This window comes from Streptomyces sp. NPDC048734, from assembly GCF_043198675.1.
Classification (GTDB): Bacteria; Actinomycetota; Actinomycetes; order Streptomycetales; family Streptomycetaceae; genus Streptomyces.
The window spans coordinates 64,818-79,174 of the sequence record NZ_JBICUZ010000003.1; the positions used below are offsets into that span (position 1 = coordinate 64,818).

13 protein-coding genes are annotated in these 14,357 nt (G+C 71.7%); 5 read left to right on the top strand and 8 right to left on the bottom strand.

Going from position 1 to position 14,357, the window contains the following annotated elements; genetic code table 11:
- Nucleotides 1-149 precede the first annotated feature (149 nt).
- From hpt to dacB, 4 genes are all read right to left on the bottom strand, one after another.
- Nucleotides 150-710, bottom strand: coding sequence for a hypoxanthine phosphoribosyltransferase (gene hpt / locus ACGFQC_RS09315; protein WP_363092831.1), 561 nt, complete (start codon nt 708-710; stop codon nt 150-152).
- A 51-nt stretch (nt 711-761) separates the two neighbouring features.
- Entirely contained in the window at nt 762-1,787 is a 1,026-nt protein-coding gene (gene tilS, locus ACGFQC_RS09320; RefSeq protein ID WP_363092832.1) for a tRNA lysidine(34) synthetase TilS, read from the bottom strand.
- Nucleotides 1,788-1,997: 210 nt separating this feature from the next.
- Nucleotides 1,998-3,119, bottom strand: coding sequence for a zinc-dependent metalloprotease (locus tag ACGFQC_RS09325; RefSeq protein WP_363092833.1), 1,122 nt, complete (start codon nt 3,117-3,119; stop codon nt 1,998-2,000).
- Nucleotides 3,120-3,258: 139 nt separating this feature from the next.
- Nucleotides 3,259-4,905 (bottom strand): D-alanyl-D-alanine carboxypeptidase/D-alanyl-D-alanine-endopeptidase, encoded by a 1,647-nt coding sequence (gene dacB, locus ACGFQC_RS09330; RefSeq protein ID WP_363092834.1) that lies wholly within the window; start codon nt 4,903-4,905, stop codon nt 3,259-3,261.
- Between the two features lie 79 nt (nt 4,906-4,984).
- On the opposite strand from dacB, the gene ACGFQC_RS09335 reads away from it, so the two are divergent.
- Nucleotides 4,985-5,476, top strand: coding sequence for an inorganic diphosphatase (locus ACGFQC_RS09335; RefSeq protein WP_007452023.1), 492 nt, complete (start codon nt 4,985-4,987; stop codon nt 5,474-5,476).
- Nucleotides 5,477-5,683: 207 nt separating this feature from the next.
- Complete coding sequence (locus tag ACGFQC_RS09340; protein ID WP_363087378.1) at nt 5,684-7,345, top strand: threonine/serine exporter family protein; 1,662 nt, start codon at nt 5,684-5,686, stop codon at nt 7,343-7,345.
- 45 nt (nt 7,346-7,390) lie between these two features.
- Here the strand turns inward: ACGFQC_RS09340 and ACGFQC_RS09345 are convergent, their stop codons facing one another.
- Nucleotides 7,391-8,377, bottom strand: a complete 987-nt coding sequence (locus ACGFQC_RS09345) for a VTT domain-containing protein (RefSeq protein ID WP_363087379.1) — start codon at nt 8,375-8,377, stop codon at nt 7,391-7,393.
- A 139-nt stretch (nt 8,378-8,516) separates the two neighbouring features.
- On the opposite strand from ACGFQC_RS09345, the gene ACGFQC_RS09350 reads away from it, so the two are divergent.
- Nucleotides 8,517-8,882: a YbjQ family protein gene (locus ACGFQC_RS09350; protein WP_086771861.1), complete on the top strand. Its 366-nt coding sequence runs from the start codon at nt 8,517-8,519 to the stop codon at nt 8,880-8,882.
- A gap of 15 nt (nt 8,883-8,897) precedes the next feature.
- Here ACGFQC_RS09350 and ACGFQC_RS09355 read toward each other — a convergent pair whose 3' ends face one another.
- A complete protein-coding gene (locus ACGFQC_RS09355; protein ID WP_363087380.1) occupies nt 8,898-9,662 on the bottom strand; it encodes a MerR family transcriptional regulator in 765 nt (254 codons plus the stop codon).
- Nucleotides 9,663-9,810: 148 nt separating this feature from the next.
- Between ACGFQC_RS09355 and ACGFQC_RS09360 the strand changes: the two genes are divergently transcribed.
- Nucleotides 9,811-11,094 (top strand): ion channel protein, encoded by a 1,284-nt coding sequence (locus ACGFQC_RS09360; protein ID WP_363087381.1) that lies wholly within the window; start codon nt 9,811-9,813, stop codon nt 11,092-11,094.
- A 145-nt stretch (nt 11,095-11,239) separates the two neighbouring features.
- Complete coding sequence (locus ACGFQC_RS09365; protein ID WP_363087382.1) at nt 11,240-12,640, top strand: glutamate decarboxylase; 1,401 nt, start codon at nt 11,240-11,242, stop codon at nt 12,638-12,640.
- Between the two features lie 2 nt (nt 12,641-12,642).
- Here the strand turns inward: ACGFQC_RS09365 and ACGFQC_RS09370 are convergent, their stop codons facing one another.
- Nucleotides 12,643-13,401 (bottom strand): ABC transporter permease, encoded by a 759-nt coding sequence (locus ACGFQC_RS09370; protein ID WP_363087383.1) that lies wholly within the window; start codon nt 13,399-13,401, stop codon nt 12,643-12,645.
- Complete coding sequence (locus tag ACGFQC_RS09375; RefSeq protein ID WP_363087384.1) at nt 13,398-14,354, bottom strand: ATP-binding cassette domain-containing protein; 957 nt, start codon at nt 14,352-14,354, stop codon at nt 13,398-13,400. Before ACGFQC_RS09375 ends, ACGFQC_RS09370 begins: the two co-directional genes overlap by 4 nt.
- Nucleotides 14,355-14,357: the final 3 nt, after the last annotated feature.

Here is a 14,357-nt window from a genome sequence, read left to right on the forward strand (position 1 = left end):
TAGTGAGTTTGATAAGACAGTTCTTCTGACGGTACCCCAGCATCGTCGCGCGAAGCCGCACGGGGAAGCCTGGCGAACCCGTCTGCATGCTTCAACGGCGCGGAACCCGCTGGGGTTCCCGATCGTCCTACAGAGGACGCTCTTGTGGCTCAGCCGCCGTAGACGTGGGGCGCGAGCGTACCGACGAACGGCAGGTTGCGGTACTTCTCGGCATAGTCGAGGCCGTACCCCACGACGAACTCGTTGGGGATGTCGAATCCGACCCACTCCACGTCGATCGCGACCTTGGCCGCCTCCGGCTTGCGCAGCAGCGTGCACACCTTGAGGGAGGCGGGCTCGCGCGAGCCGAGGTTGGACAGCAGCCAGGACAGGGTCAGCCCGGAGTCGATGATGTCCTCGACGATCAGGACGTGCTTGCCCTTGATGTCGGTGTCGAGGTCCTTGAGGATCCGCACCACACCGGAGGACTGGGTGCCCGCGCCGTAGGAGGACACGGCCATCCAGTCCATGGTGACGGGGGTGGACAGCGCCCGCGCGAGGTCGGCCATGACCATCACCGCGCCCTTGAGGACGCCGACGATGAGCAGGTCCTTGCCCGCGTACTCCGTGTCGATCTTCGCCGCCAGCTCCGCCAGCTTGGCGTCGATCTCTTCCTTGGTGATGAGCACCGTCTTGAGGTCGGCACCCATGTCTTTCGCGTCCACCCGCATCACTTTCGGTCGTCCTACCGGCCGCCGCCCCTCCGAATGGAGGGTCGGGATTCAGCCTTGCCGAATGACCAGTCTGCCACCCTGCCGCTGGGCGACGACTTTGCCGGGGAGGTTGATGGCTCCCTGGCCGCGCCAGCCGGTGATCAGCCGGTCGATCTCCTCGATGTGCCGGGCGAAGAGCGAACCGGCCGGGGCGCCCGCCTCGATGGCGGCGCGGCGCAGGATGCGGCGGCGGACGGCGGGCGGCAGGGCGTAGAGCTTGGCGCACTCCAGCAGACCGGCGTTGTCCCGGACGGCGGCCTCGGCCCGGCCGGCCCAGGCGTCGAGGGCGTCGGCGTCGTCGCGGGAGAGCTGGGCCGTACGGGCGAGGGCTTCGACGACGCCCTTGCCGAGGGCCTTCTCCAGGGCGGGCAGCCCCTCGTGGCGGAGCCGGGAACGGGTGTAGGCCGGGTCGGCGTTGTGCGGGTCGTCCCAGACGGGGAGGGACTGGACCATGCAGGCCTTGCGTGCGGTCTGCCGGTCGAGTTGGAGGAAGGGCCGGCGGTAGCGGCCGCCGGCCCCCGAGACCGCGGCCATTCCGGAGAGGGAGCGGATGCCCGAGCCGCGGGCGAGGCCGAGGAGAACCGTCTCGGCCTGGTCGTCTCGGGTGTGGCCGAGGAGGATCGCGGCGGCGCCGTGGCGGTCGGCGGCGGCGTCGAGGGCGGCGTAGCGGGCGTCACGGGCGGCGGCCTCGGGGCCGCCTTCGCGGCCGACGGTGACGGCGGCGGCCTCCACCGGGTCGAGGCCGAGTTCGCGCAGGCGCAGGACGACCTCGTCGGCGCGCAGGTCGGAGCCGGCCTGGAGGCCGTGGTCGACGGTGACGCCGCCGGCCCGGACGCCGAGCTTGGGAGCCTCGAAGGCGAGGGCCGAGGCGAGCGCCATGGAGTCGGCGCCGCCGGAGCAGGCCACGAGCACGAGCGGCGATGACGGACGCTCGCGTGCGAGGTCGTCAGGGGTGCTGTGGTGGTCGGTGAGGATGTCGTGGAGGACGCGGCGGACCGCCAGGCGTATCGCCGCGACCGCAGGATGGGGACCCATGTCCGGTTCCCTTCATGAAATTTTCGGGGTTTGAACCCGAGGTCGGTCACGCAGAGTGTGTAGATGGTGACAGAACCGGGCCGTTCCCCGAGCATTGCACGCCTGATGGGGACTCACGGTCCCTCGGACGGGTGATTGCGAAGGCATTCTCCTGCCGTCGGCCGATTTTCGGTTCCCGTCCGCCGTCGTGCTCACCACCGGCTCAGCGGTTCAGGAGTCCGCCTTGCGGTGCACCCGGGCGACCCAGTCCGCCGGTTTCGCGATCTCGGCCTTGGTGGGGAGGGTGTTCGGCGAGGTCCACACACGGTTGAAGCCGTCCATGCCGACCTGGTCGACGACGGCCCGCACGAAACGCTCACCGTCCTTGTACTGCCTGAGCTTGGCGTCCAGGCCGAGCAGCCTGCGCAGGGCCATGTCCAGCCGCGAGGCGCCCCTGGCGCGACGCTGCTGGAACTTCTCGCGGATCTCGGCGACGGTCGGCACGACCTCCGGGCCCACCCCGTCCATGACGAAGTCGGCGTGGCCCTCCAGGAGGGACATCACGGCGGTGAGCCGGGCGAGGATCTCCCGCTGGGCGGGGCTCTGGACCAGCTCGACCAGGGAACGGCCGCCGTCGTCCTCCTCCCCCTCGGGTCGTCCGCCGACGAGGGACTGGGCCGCTTCCCTGATCCGCTCCAGGAACGTCATGGGGTCGACGTCCGTCTCCGCCAAGAACGACTGGATCTCGCCCTCCAGGTGGTCGCGGAGCCAGGGCACCGCGGAGAACTGCGTGCGGTGCGTCTCCTCGTGCAGGCACACCCAGAGGCGGAAGTCGTGGGGGCTCACGTCGAGTTCGCGTTCGACGTGCACGATGTTCGGCGCGACGAGGAGCAGCCGCCCGCCGCCGTCGGCACCCGCGGGCAGCTCGCGGGTGGCGGGGGCGAAGGTCTCGTACTGGCCGAGGACGCGGGAGGACAGGAACGACAGCAGCATGCCGAGTTCGACGCCCGTGACCTTGCCGCCGACCGCGCCGAGGACCGCGTTGCCGCTGCGGCGTCCCTCCACCTTGTCGAGGAGGGGCTTGAGGAGCTCCCGGAAGCCGGCCACGTTCGCCCGGATCCAGCCGGGACGGTCGACGACCAGGACGGGGGTGTCGTGCATCTCCTCGGTGCCCAGACGAGTGAAGCCCCGGACGTGTCCTTCCGAGACCTTGGCGTGCCGGCGCAGTTCCGCGACGACGGCGCGGGCCTCGTCGCGACTCACCTCCGGGCCTGGCCGTACGAGGCGGGTCGCGGTCGCGACCGCGAGGTTCCAGTCGACCATCCCGGAAGAGGCACCACCGATGCTCGTCATGCGTCAACCGTACGTGAGGGGTGCCGTTGCGGGCAGGGCGTGGGGTGGGAGTGGGGGATGCCTCAGGGTCGGCGTCCGGGTCGGCGTGGCCCTCGGTCGGGGGCGGGCGGGCGGTGACCGGACGCCGGACGGGCCGGCTTCAGCCGCAGCCGCAGGCGGCCAGGGCCGTGGCGGCCCGGTCCAGGGCCGTCTGGGCCGCGGCCGGGTCGGTGGTGTTCGCGGTGAGGACGGCGAAGGCCAGGAGGTGGCCGTCGCGGTCGACGACCGTGCCGGCGAGGGTGTTGACGCCGGTCAGGGTGCCGGTCTTGGCGCGGACGACACCGGCCGCGCCGTCCGTGTAGCGGGTGCTGAGGGTGCCGGTGAAGCCGGCGACGGGCAGGCCGGTGAGGACGGGGCGGAGGTCGGGGCGCGCGGGGTCGCCGGCCTTGACGAGGAGCGCGGTCAGGAGGTTCGCGGTCAGTCTGTCGTTCCGGTCGAGGCCGCTGCCGTCCCTGAAGTCGACGCCGTCCAGCGGCAGTCCGAGCCGTCCCAGCTGGGTGCGGATCGCCTTGCCCGCGCCGGCGAAGTCGGCGCGCACCCCGGTCGCGAGGGCGGTCTGGCGGGCGAGCGCCTCGGCGATGTCGTTGTCGCTGTTGGTCAGCATCCGCTCGACGAGCGAGGCCAGCGGGGGCGAGGCGACCGTGGCCAGCGTCTGCGCACGGGCGGAGGCCTTCGACGGTCCGGGCGCGGACGTCTTGATCCCGTACGCCCCCAGGAAGTCCGCGAACTTCCTCGTCGCGTCCGCCGCCGGGTCGGGCACGCGGGTCGCCGGGCCGCTCGTCGAGCCGTCCGCGCGGCCCTCGTCGGCGGTCAGGGCGGTGACCCGGGCCAGGTTCGGGTTGACTCCGATCGGGTGAACTTCGGTGCCGGCGTACAGGGTGGTGTCGTACGACAGCGTCGCCCGGGTGATGCCGCGTTTCTTCAGGGCCGTGGCCGTGGAGGCGGCGAGGGTGTGCAGGTCGGCCCAGCCCTCGGGGGTCTCGCGGGCGGTGAGGGTGGGGTCGCCGCCGCCGACGAGGACGACCTCCCCGGTGCCGGGTTCCAGGGCGGTGCGGGTGGTGAGACGGTGGTCGGCGCCCAGCGCGGTGAGCGCGGCGACCGCGGTGGCGATCTTCGTGGTGGAGGCCGGGGTGAGCGCGTCGTCGGCTCCGCTGCCGTAGAGCCGCTTGCCGGTGGTCACGTCGACGACGGCGGCCGTACGACGGGTGCCGAGGGCCGGGTCGGCGAGGAGCGGGCCGAGGACGCGCGTGAGGGCGGCGGAGCCGGGGGCCGACTTCACGGCGGTCGTCGCGCCGCCGAGGCCGGCCAGGACGGACGCGGCGCTGGGTGCGGGCCTCGGCGCCCCGGCCGCCGTGCCGGACGTATCGGACGCTTCGGTCCCGCGGCCGTGATCTGCGCCACCCACCCGCTCCAGTGCGGCGGCCCGGTCCCGCTCGGCCGTACGCTGGCCGGAGGAGTCCCAGGGGCCGGCGGCGGTCGCCACGCCGACGGCCAGGGCCAGTCCGGCGGTCGTCGCACCCGCGGTGTACTGCCAGGTCCGGCCGGGCCTCGGCCTCGTGATCAGCGTGAGCTGCGGTTTCACCGCCTGCCTGAGCCGTGCGACCCGCGGCCCGGCGGCCGCCGCCGCGCGCGCGAGACGGGGCCGCACGGCCCCGGCGACCCGCGCCAGACGTGGTCGTACGGCGTCCGCGACCCGCACCACGTGCGGTCTCGCGGCCCGCCAAGGCCTCAGCTCGGGCACGATCACCAGCCCCTTTCGCGATCACACACCTGCGTGAGGGACACTTAACCACCAGAACTATGTGCTGATCATGGAGGAGCCACCGGTGGAGTTCGACGTCACGATCGAGATCCCGAAGGGTTCGCGGAACAAGTACGAGGTGGACCACGAGACCGGTCGGATCCGCCTGGACCGTCGACTCTTCACCTCGACCGCCTACCCGACCGACTACGGCTTCGTCGAGAACACTCTCGGCGAGGACGGTGACCCGCTGGACGCGCTGGTCATCCTGGACGAGCCGACCTTCCCGGGTTGCCTCATCCGCTGCCGCGCGATCGGCATGTTCCGCATGACCGACGAGGCCGGCGGCGACGACAAGCTGCTCTGCGTCCCGTCGACGGACCCGCGCGTGGAGCACCTGCGGGACATCCACCACGTGTCGGAGTTCGACCGGCTGGAGATCCAGCACTTCTTCGAGGTCTACAAGGACCTGGAGCCCGGCAAGTCCGTCGAGGGCGCCGACTGGGTGGGCCGCACCGACGCCGAGGCCGAGATCGAGCGGTCGTACAAGCGCTTCAAGGACCAGGGCGGTCACTGAGTCGTTCGGCCCCGAGGGGCCGTGGAGGGCCGCACGCACGCGTGCGGCCCTCCCGCGTGTCGGGCGCGGATGTCGGTAAGCGCGCGTTCCCGGGCATACGTCAGTCGCACCCGTGGGTACGCACATGTCGGTACGCGTACGTCGAGGCGTGTACGTCGGTGCTCATACCGAGGTCTACGGAATGTGTCGTTCAGGGAGCGTTGCCCAGTGACGGAGGCGGAGGACCGCAAGCCGCAGTCGGACGAGGCGAGGGGCACGTTCGATCCGGAGATCACCTCCGAGTTCGCGATCCCGCGGGGACTGGCCGTCCCCAGGGGCGGGGGCGAGTCGGAGACCACGTCGGAGTTCGCCGTTCCGGTCGGACTGGACGTCGCGCAGCCGGCCGGGGGTGAGTCCGAGGGGTCGGCGTTCAGCCCGCCGAGGACGTACAGCTCGCGGCACGCCCCGCCCGCCTTCACGCCCGCCGAGGGCTTTCCCGTGGTCAGTCTGACCAAGGACGTGCCCTGGCAGGACCGGATGCGGACGATGCTGCGCATGCCGGTGGCCGAGCGGCCCGCGCCGGAGCCGCCGCCCAAGGCGGAGGAGGGCGGCCCGGCCGTCCCGCGGGTGCTCGACCTGACGCTGCGCATCGGCGAGCTGCTGCTGGCGGGCGGGGAGGGCGCCGAGGACGTGGAGGCCGCGATGTTCGCGGTCTGCCGCTCCTACGGGCTCGACCGCTGCGAGCCGAACGTCACCTTCACCCTGCTGTCGATCTCGTACCAGCCCTCCCTGGTGGAGGACCCGGTGACGGCCTCACGGACCGTGCGGCGCCGGGGCACCGACTACACCCGGCTGGCGTCCGTCTTCCACCTCGTCGACGCCCTCAGCGACCCCGAGACGCACATCTCGCTGGAGGAGGCGTACCGGCGGCTCGCCGAGATGCGGCGCAACCGGCACCCGTATCCGACCTGGGTGCTGACCTCGGCGAGCGGGCTGCTGGCCGGCGCGGCCTCGGTGCTCGTCGGCGGCGACCTGACCGTGTTCGTGGCGGCGGCGATCGGCGCGATGCTCGGCGACCGGCTGGCGTGGCTGTGCGCCGGACGCGGGCTGCCGGAGTTCTACCAGTTCCTGGTGGCCGCGATGCCGCCCGCCGCGATAGGCATCGCGCTGACGCTCGGGCACGTCGACGTGAAGGCGTCCGCCGTCATCACCGGTGGGCTGTTCGCGCTGCTGCCCGGGCGGGCCCTCGTGGCGGGCGTCCAGGACGGTCTGACGGGCTTCTACATCACCGCCGCCGCCCGCCTGCTGGAGGTCATGTACTTCTTCGTCGGCATCGTCGTCGGCGTGCTGGTCATGCTCTACCTCGGCGTGCAGCTGGGCGCCCATCTCAACCCCGACGCCTACCTGGGCATCACCAAGCGGCCGCTGTGGCAGATCGGTGCGTCGATGCTGCTGTCGCTGACCTTCGCGGTACTGCTCCAGCAGGAGCGGTCCACCGTGCTGGCCGTGACGCTGAACGGGGGCGTCGCCTGGTCGGTGTACGGCGCGATGCACTATGCCGGTGACATCTCGCCGGTGGCCTCCACCGCCGTCGCGGCGGGGGTGGTCGGGCTGTTCGGGCAGCTGCTGTCGCGGTACCGGTTCGCGTCCGCGCTGCCCTACACGACCGCGGCGATCGGGCCCCTGCTGCCCGGTTCGGCCACGTACTTCGGGCTGCTGGCCATCGCGCAGAACGAGGTGGACGCGGGGCTGGTCTCCCTGACCAAGGCGGCCGCGTTGGCGATGGCCATCGCCATCGGCGTGAACCTGGGGTCGGAGATCTCGCGGTTGTTCCTGCGGATCGGGTCCGCGGAGAAGCGGCGGGCCGCCAAGCGGACACGGGGGTTCTGACGCCGGGGCCGGCCCCGGCGGACCTCCCGTGCCCGCGGTCGCGTTTCAGTAGCCCTGGTTGTGCGGGTACTGGCCGTTCTGCTGCTGCTGCGGCTGGGACTGGGGCTGCCAGTCCTGCTGGGGGTACTGCTGCTGCGGGTACTGCTGTTGCTGGGGGTACTGCTGCTGCTGGGGGTACTGCTGCTGGTACTGCTGACCGTAGTAGTCGCCCTGGTACTCGCCCTGGTACTGGTCCTGGTCCTGGTCGCTGCCCTGGTACCGGTTCTGGTCGCTGCCCTGGTACTGGTTCCGCCCCTGGTCGCCGTACGGGTCGTGGTCCTCGATGCGGCGGAGTCGGGTGGTGGCGTCGTCCATGGCCGGGGCCGGGGTCGGGGTCGGCTGCGCGGAGGGCTCGGCCTGCGGGGGGTTCTTCTTGGACTGGGAGCGGGCGCGGAGGAACTCGACGATGATCGGGACCACCGAGAGAAGGACGATCAGGAGCAGGATCGGCTCGATGTTCTTCTTGACGAAGTCGATGTTGCCCAGCCAGGAACCGAGCAGGGTCACGCCCGCGCCCCACAGGACGCCGCCGAGGACGTTGAAGATCAGGAAGGACCGGTACCGCATGCCGCTGACGCCGGCGATGATCGGCGTAAACGTGCGCACGATGGGCACGAAGCGGGCCAGGACCAGGGACTTGGGGCCGTACTTCTCGAAGAAGTCGTGCGCCTTGGTGACGTTCTCCTGCTTGAAGAGGCGGGAGTCCGGGCGGGTGAAGAGGGACGGCCCCACCTTCTTGCCGAACATGTAGCCCGCCTGGTCGCCCAGGATCGCGGCGACGCAGATCAGGACGATGGCCGCCCACAGCGGGAAGTCCAGCTGGCCCGACGTGATCAGCAGGCCCGCGGTGAACAGCAGCGAGTCACCCGGCAGGAAGAAGCCGATGAGCAGGCCCGACTCCGCGAAGACGATGAGCAGCAGGCCCCAGATGCCGAAGCTGTCCAGCAGGTAATCGGGATCCAGCCAGCTCGGTCCGAGGGCAAGGGTCGTCACGGTTCCGGGCTCCTGACGGGGGTGAGGGAGTTCAGCGTCCTTCTACGGCCGCACAAAGCTATCAACGTCATGTGTCCGCCCCAGGTTCCATGGGGGTCCCCAGGATGCACTGTGAGCCCGCTCGGGCAAACCTGTGAGCATGGGTATAGAAGATTACGGCGGCGGCCAGGGGCCCCAGCCGGACGTACTGGTCGTCACCACCAACGACGTACCCGGACACCGGGTCGAGCAGGTCATCGGTGAGGTCTTCGGACTGACGGTGCGTTCGCGGCACCTCGGGAGCCAGATCGGAGCGGGGCTGAAGTCGATGATCGGCGGCGAGCTGAAGGGCCTCACCAAAACGCTCGTGGAGACCCGCAACCAGGCCATGGACCGGCTCGTGGAGCAGGCACGCGCGCGTGGCGCCAACGCCGTCCTCGCGTTCCGCTTCGACGTCACGGAGGCGGCCGACGTGGGCACCGAGGTGTGCGCGTACGGGACGGCGGTGGTCGTGGCCCGGGAGTGACCCCGGGCCGGGGCCCTACGCGGGCGTGTGCCGGGCCGCGTTGGCGGTGATCGCCTCCTTGAGGTGCTCGGCGAGACCCGGGCGGGTGGAGTCGTAGAAGGCCTTGAACCGCTCGTCGGTGACGTACATCTCGCCCAGGGACCGGTGGAGCGCGTGGGAGCACGCGTAGAACCAGCCGCTGATGTGCTGCCGGTGTTCCTCGGCCATGTCCATGGCCCGCTCGCCGGTGGGTGGTTCACCGGCCGCCACGAGCGCGTCGTAGCGTCCGCTCCAGTCGGCCGCCTCCGCCTGCATGCGCCGCCAGTCGTCCTTGGTGTAGCGGGCGGTCCTGCGCCGTGACTCCGCGTACGGCTCGGTGCCGCCCCAGCGCCGCTCGGCCTCCTCGGCGTACTGCTCGGGATCCTTGTCCCCGAAGACCTCGAAGCGTTCCTCGGGGGTCAGTTCGATGCCCATCTCACGTGCCTCCATGGCGTGTTCCACGGCCGCGGCCATCTTCTGCAGCTGCTCGATCCGGGCGTTCAGCAGGTCGAGCCGGCGGCGCAGGTGCGCGCGCGGGTCGGCCTGCGGATCGTCGAGCAGGGCGGCGACCTCGTCGAGCGGGAAGCCGAGTTCCCGGTAGAACAGGATCCGCTGCAGCCGGTCGAGGTCGGCGTCGCTGTAGCGCCGGTGGCCCGCGTGGCTGCGCTCGCTCGGGGCGAGCAGGCCGATGCCGTCGTAGTGGTGCAGGGCACGCACCGTCACCCCGGCGAAGCCGGCGACCTGTCCCACGGAGTAGCTCACTTCGTCCTCTCCCTTCCGGGTTCGTCCTCCACGATGGGCCCTCACGCGGCGTGAGGTGCAAGCCCGCCCCTCCCTCGCCGTCGGCGGCGCCCCCTCCCCCGGCGGCACTCCCCGGGCAATGCCCCTTTTGCCCGCTTATCGTGAGCCCGTGGCTCACGACACCGCGCGGCAGGCGCCCCCCTCTCCGGCGAGCTCCGCGCGCGCGTTGCTGCCCTCGATCCTGCCCGCCCTGGTCGTCGGTGTGCTGGCGAGCCTGCTCCTGCTGCTGGTGAGCGCACTGGCCGGACAGTTGCAGAACGTGCTGTGGGAGAACCTGCCGGACGCCCTGGGGGTGGGCCGCTACTCGGTGCTGTGGATGTTCGTCGTCCTCACCGCCACCGGCATCGCGGTCGGTCTGGTGGTGTGGAAGGTGCCGGGGCACGCGGGCCCCGATCCGGCGACCACCGGCCTGGACGCCCCCGTGTTGCCGCCCGTGGTGCTGCCGGGGCTGCTGCTGGCGACCATGCTGATGCTGGCGGGCGGGCCGAGCCTGGGCCCGGAGAACCCGGTCATCGCGGTGAACGTGGGGCTGGCGTACTGGCTGGGCCGTCGGCTGCTGCCGCGGGCGCCGGACCGGGTGTGGCCGGTGCTGGCGGAGGCCGCGACGATCGGGGCGCTGTTCGGCACGCCGGTCGCGGCGGCGCTGCTGATCTCCGAGGCGCTGGCCGGGCGGCAGACCGAGGGGCCGCTGTGGAACAACGTCTTCGCGCCGCTCGTCGCGGCCGCGGCCGGCTCGATGACGACGACCCTCGTGGCCCGGCCGAGCTTCGACCTCGGGCTGCCGTCGTTCGGGCAGCCCGACTGGGACGACCTGCTGTCGGCGATGGTGGTCGCCTCCGTGGGCGCGCTGCTCGGCATGACCGCCGTGCGCGCCTTCCCGTACGTCCACGGCGCCTTCGCGCGGCTGCGGCACCCCATGCTGGTGCTGCCGGCCGGCGGGGTCGTGCTGGGACTGCTGGCGGCGCTGGGCGGCCACCTGACGCTCTTCAAGGGGCTGGACGAGGTCGATGAGCTGGCCCACGATCCCGAGGGCTGGACGGCCGGGGAGTTCGCCACGATGACGGTGGTGAAGCTGGCCGCGCTGCTCGTCGCCGCGTCCTGCGGCTTCCGTGGCGGACGGATCTTCCCGGCGGTGTTCGTGGGCGCCGCCCTCGGGCTGACCGCCCACGCCCTCGTGCCCGCCGTGCATCCCGCGGTGGGGGTCGCGACGGGCGTGCTCGGGGTGCTCCTCGCCATCACCCGGCAGGGCTGGGTGAGCCTGTTCGTCGCCGCCGTCCTGGTCTCCTCCCCCTCGATCATCGCTCTGCTGTGCATCGCCTCGCTGCCGGCCTGGCTGCTGGTGACCGGCAGGCCGCAGATGCGGCTGCGGGAGGACGGGACGGCGATCCGGTGAACCGATCAGACCCTTCGATCCGATGAAGGAGCGGGGAGGACGCCGACCCCGCAACCGCAGACCGCCAACCGCAGACCGCTACCCCCGAGCCCTGAGCCCCGAGCCCGAGCCCGAGCCCGAGCCCGAGCCCCGACAGGAGAATCCCATGGCCCTGCACAAAGGCCTTGCCAAGGCCGACGAACGCTCCCGCTCCGTGAATCCCTTCTACGGCGAGGCGGACCCGGTCGGCGGTATGACCGAGGCACCGCCCAAGCACCGGCTGCCGGACGGCCCGACGCCGCCCTCGACGGCGTATCAGCTGGTGCACGACGAACTGATGCTGGACGGCAACTCCCGGCTGAACCTGGCCACCTTCGTCACCACGTGGATGGAGCCGCAGGCAGGGCTGCTGATGGCGGAGTGCCGTGACAAGAACATGATCGACAAGGACGAGTACCCGCGCACCGCGGAGCTGGAGCGCCGCTGCGTGGCCATGCTCGCCAACCTGTGGAACGCGCCTGATCCGTCGGCGGCCGTGGGCTGCTCGACGACCGGGTCGAGCGAGGCGTGCATGCTGGCCGGGATGGCCCTCAAGCGGCGGTGGAGCAAACGCGCCGCCGACCCGGCCGCCAGGCCGAACCTGGTCATGGGGGTCAACGTCCAGGTCTGCTGGGAGAAGTTCTGCAACTTCTGGGAGGTCGAGGCCCGCCTGGTGCCCATGGAGGGCGAGCGCTTCCACCTGGACCCGCAGGCCGCCGCCGACCTGTGCGACGAGAACACCATCGGGGTCGTCGGCATCCTCGGCTCCACTTTCGACGGGTCCTACGAGCCGATCGCCGAGCTGTGCGCGGCCCTGGACGCCCTCCAGGAGCGGACCGGCCTGGACGTGCCGGTGCATGTCGACGGGGCGTCCGGCGCGATGATCGCGCCCTTCCTGGACGAGGACCTCGTGTGGGACTTCCGCCTCGCGCGCGTGGCGTCGATCAACACCTCCGGGCACAAGTACGGACTGGTCTACCCCGGTGTCGGCTGGGCCCTGTGGCGCGACAAGGACGCCCTGCCCGAGGAGCTGGTCTTCCGCGTCAACTACCTGGGCGGCGACATGCCGACCTTCGCGCTGAACTTCTCGCGGCCCGGCGCCCAGGTCGTCGCGCAGTACTACACGTTCCTGCGGCTGGGCCGCTCGGGTTACCAGGCCGTGCAGCGCTCCACGCGGGACATCGCCCGGGGGCTGGCCGACCGAGTGGAGGCGCTCGGCGACTTCCGGCTGCTGACCCGGGGCGACCAACTGCCCGTCCTCGCCTTCACCACGGCCCCGGATGTCGAGTCGTACGACGTCTTCGACGTCTCCCGGCGGCTGCGTGAGCACGGCTGGCTGGTGCCGGCGTACACCTTCCCGCCGAACCGCGAGGATCTGTCCGTCGTGCGGATCGTGTGCCGCAACGGCTTCTCGTCGGACCTGGCCGACCTGTTCGTCGACGACCTGACGCGGCTGCTTCCGGAGCTGCGCCGGCAGCCGCACCCGCAGACCCGGGACAAGGGGGCGGCCACCGGCTTCCATCACTGATGTCAGCGGCTCATGCGCCCGAACCTGTGCACCGCCGCCGGGAAGAAGACGGCGAGCAGGACCAGCGGCCAGACCACGGCCGGCCAGAGGCTGTCGGTCACCCCCGCCTGGCCGAACAGGTCGCGTACGGCGGTCGCCGTCCTGGACATCGGGTTCCACTCGACGACCGTGCCGAGCCAGCCGGGCATGGACGCGGGGGTGGCGATGGCGTTGGAGAGGAAACCGACCGGCCAGATGAGGATCTGCACGGCCTGGACCATCTCCGGTTTCCCGGCCACCAGGGCCAGCAGGATGCCGATCCAGAGCATCGCGAAGCGGAGCAGCAGCAGGAGACCCACGGCGCCCAGGAAGGCACCGGCACCACCCTGGGCGCGCCAGCCGAGGGCGTACCCGACGCCGATCAGCACCGCGAGGCCCAGCGTCGACTGCAGCATGTCGGCGGCCGAGCGGCCGACCAGGACCGCGCCGTCGGCCATCGGCAGCGAGCGGAAGCGGTCGATGACGCCCTTGTCGAGGTCCTGGGTGACGGCGAGCATCGTGCCCTCGAGTCCGAAGGCCATGGTGAGCGCGAGCATGCCGGGGATCAGGTAGTCGAGGTAGTCGCCGTTCACCTCGCGGCCGCCACCGACGAGGTAGGCGAACATCAGCAGCAGCATCACCGGGAAGACGAGCCCGACGACCAGCCGGCCCGGCTGCCGTGCCCAGTGGGCGAGTTCGCGCCGGGTCATGGTCCAGGAATCGGTCAGCGCGTACGTACTCACACGGCCTCCTTCGTGCGGTCGTCCTGCCCGGTCAGGTACAGGAACACCTCGTCCAGCGTGGGGCGACGCAGGGCCACGTCCTCGGCCTGCAGGCCGGCCTCCTCCAGGGCGCGGACGACGGTGGAGAGGGCGGCCATGCGGTCGGTGACCGGGGCGCTGAGCAGCCTGCGGTCGGGATCGACGGTGATCTGCTCCCTGGCCATGGGCAGCAGGGCGAGCGCGGCACCCAGCAGGCCCGCGTCCCGCAGGACGACGTCGATGCGGTCGCCGCCGGTGAGCGCCTTCAGTTCGTCCGCGGTGCCGTCGGCGACGACCCGGCCCCGGTCCACGACCGAGATGCGGTCGGCGAGCTGGTCGGCCTCCTCCAGGTACTGGGTGGTGAGCACGACCGTCGTGCCGCCGCCGACCAGGGAGCGGACCGCGGACCACACCTCGGCGCGGCCGCGCGGGTCGAGCCCGGTGGTCGGTTCGTCCAGGAACAGCACCTCCGGTTCCGTGATCAGGGACGCGGCGAGATCCAGACGGCGCCGCATGCCGCCGCTGTAGGCGCGCACCGGCTTGCGGCCGGTGTCGCCGAGTTCGAAGCGCTCCAGCAGTTCGTCCGCGCGCGTGCGCGCGCGGCGGGCGCCCAGGTGGTGGAGGCGGCCGAACAGCTCCAGGTTCTGGCGGCCGCCCAGCCCTTCGTCCAGTGCCGCGTGCTGGCCGAGCAGACCGATGCGCAGGCGGACCTCGCGGGCCCGGCGCACCACGTCGTACCCGGCCACCTCGACCCTGCCCGAGTCGGGCCGCAGCAGCGTGGACAGGATCCTGACCAGAGTCGTCTTGCCGGCACCGTTGGGGCCGAGCACTCCGCGCACCGTGCCGCGGGCCACGGTGAGGTCGAGCCCGCCCAGTGCCTGCCGGTCGCCGTACCTCTTGTGTACGTCCTCGACGGTGATCGCCGCGTCGGTCATGTC

What these genes read in the sequence shown, in the direction of transcription:
- hpt (WP_363092831.1), bottom strand. Translation starts at nt 710, where the DNA reads ATGCGGGTGGACGCGAAAGACATGGGTGCCGACCTCAAGACGGTGCTC.
- tilS (WP_363092832.1), bottom strand. Translation starts at nt 1,787, where the DNA reads ATGGGTCCCCATCCTGCGGTCGCGGCGATACGCCTGGCGGTCCGCCGC.
- ACGFQC_RS09325 (WP_363092833.1), bottom strand. Translation starts at nt 3,119, where the DNA reads ATGACGAGCATCGGTGGTGCCTCTTCCGGGATGGTCGACTGGAACCTC.
- ACGFQC_RS09350 (WP_086771861.1), top strand. Translation starts at nt 8,517, where the DNA reads ATGGGTATAGAAGATTACGGCGGCGGCCAGGGGCCCCAGCCGGACGTA.
- ACGFQC_RS09365 (WP_363087382.1), top strand. Translation starts at nt 11,240, where the DNA reads ATGGCCCTGCACAAAGGCCTTGCCAAGGCCGACGAACGCTCCCGCTCC.
- ACGFQC_RS09375 (WP_363087384.1), bottom strand. Translation starts at nt 14,354, where the DNA reads ATGACCGACGCGGCGATCACCGTCGAGGACGTACACAAGAGGTACGGC.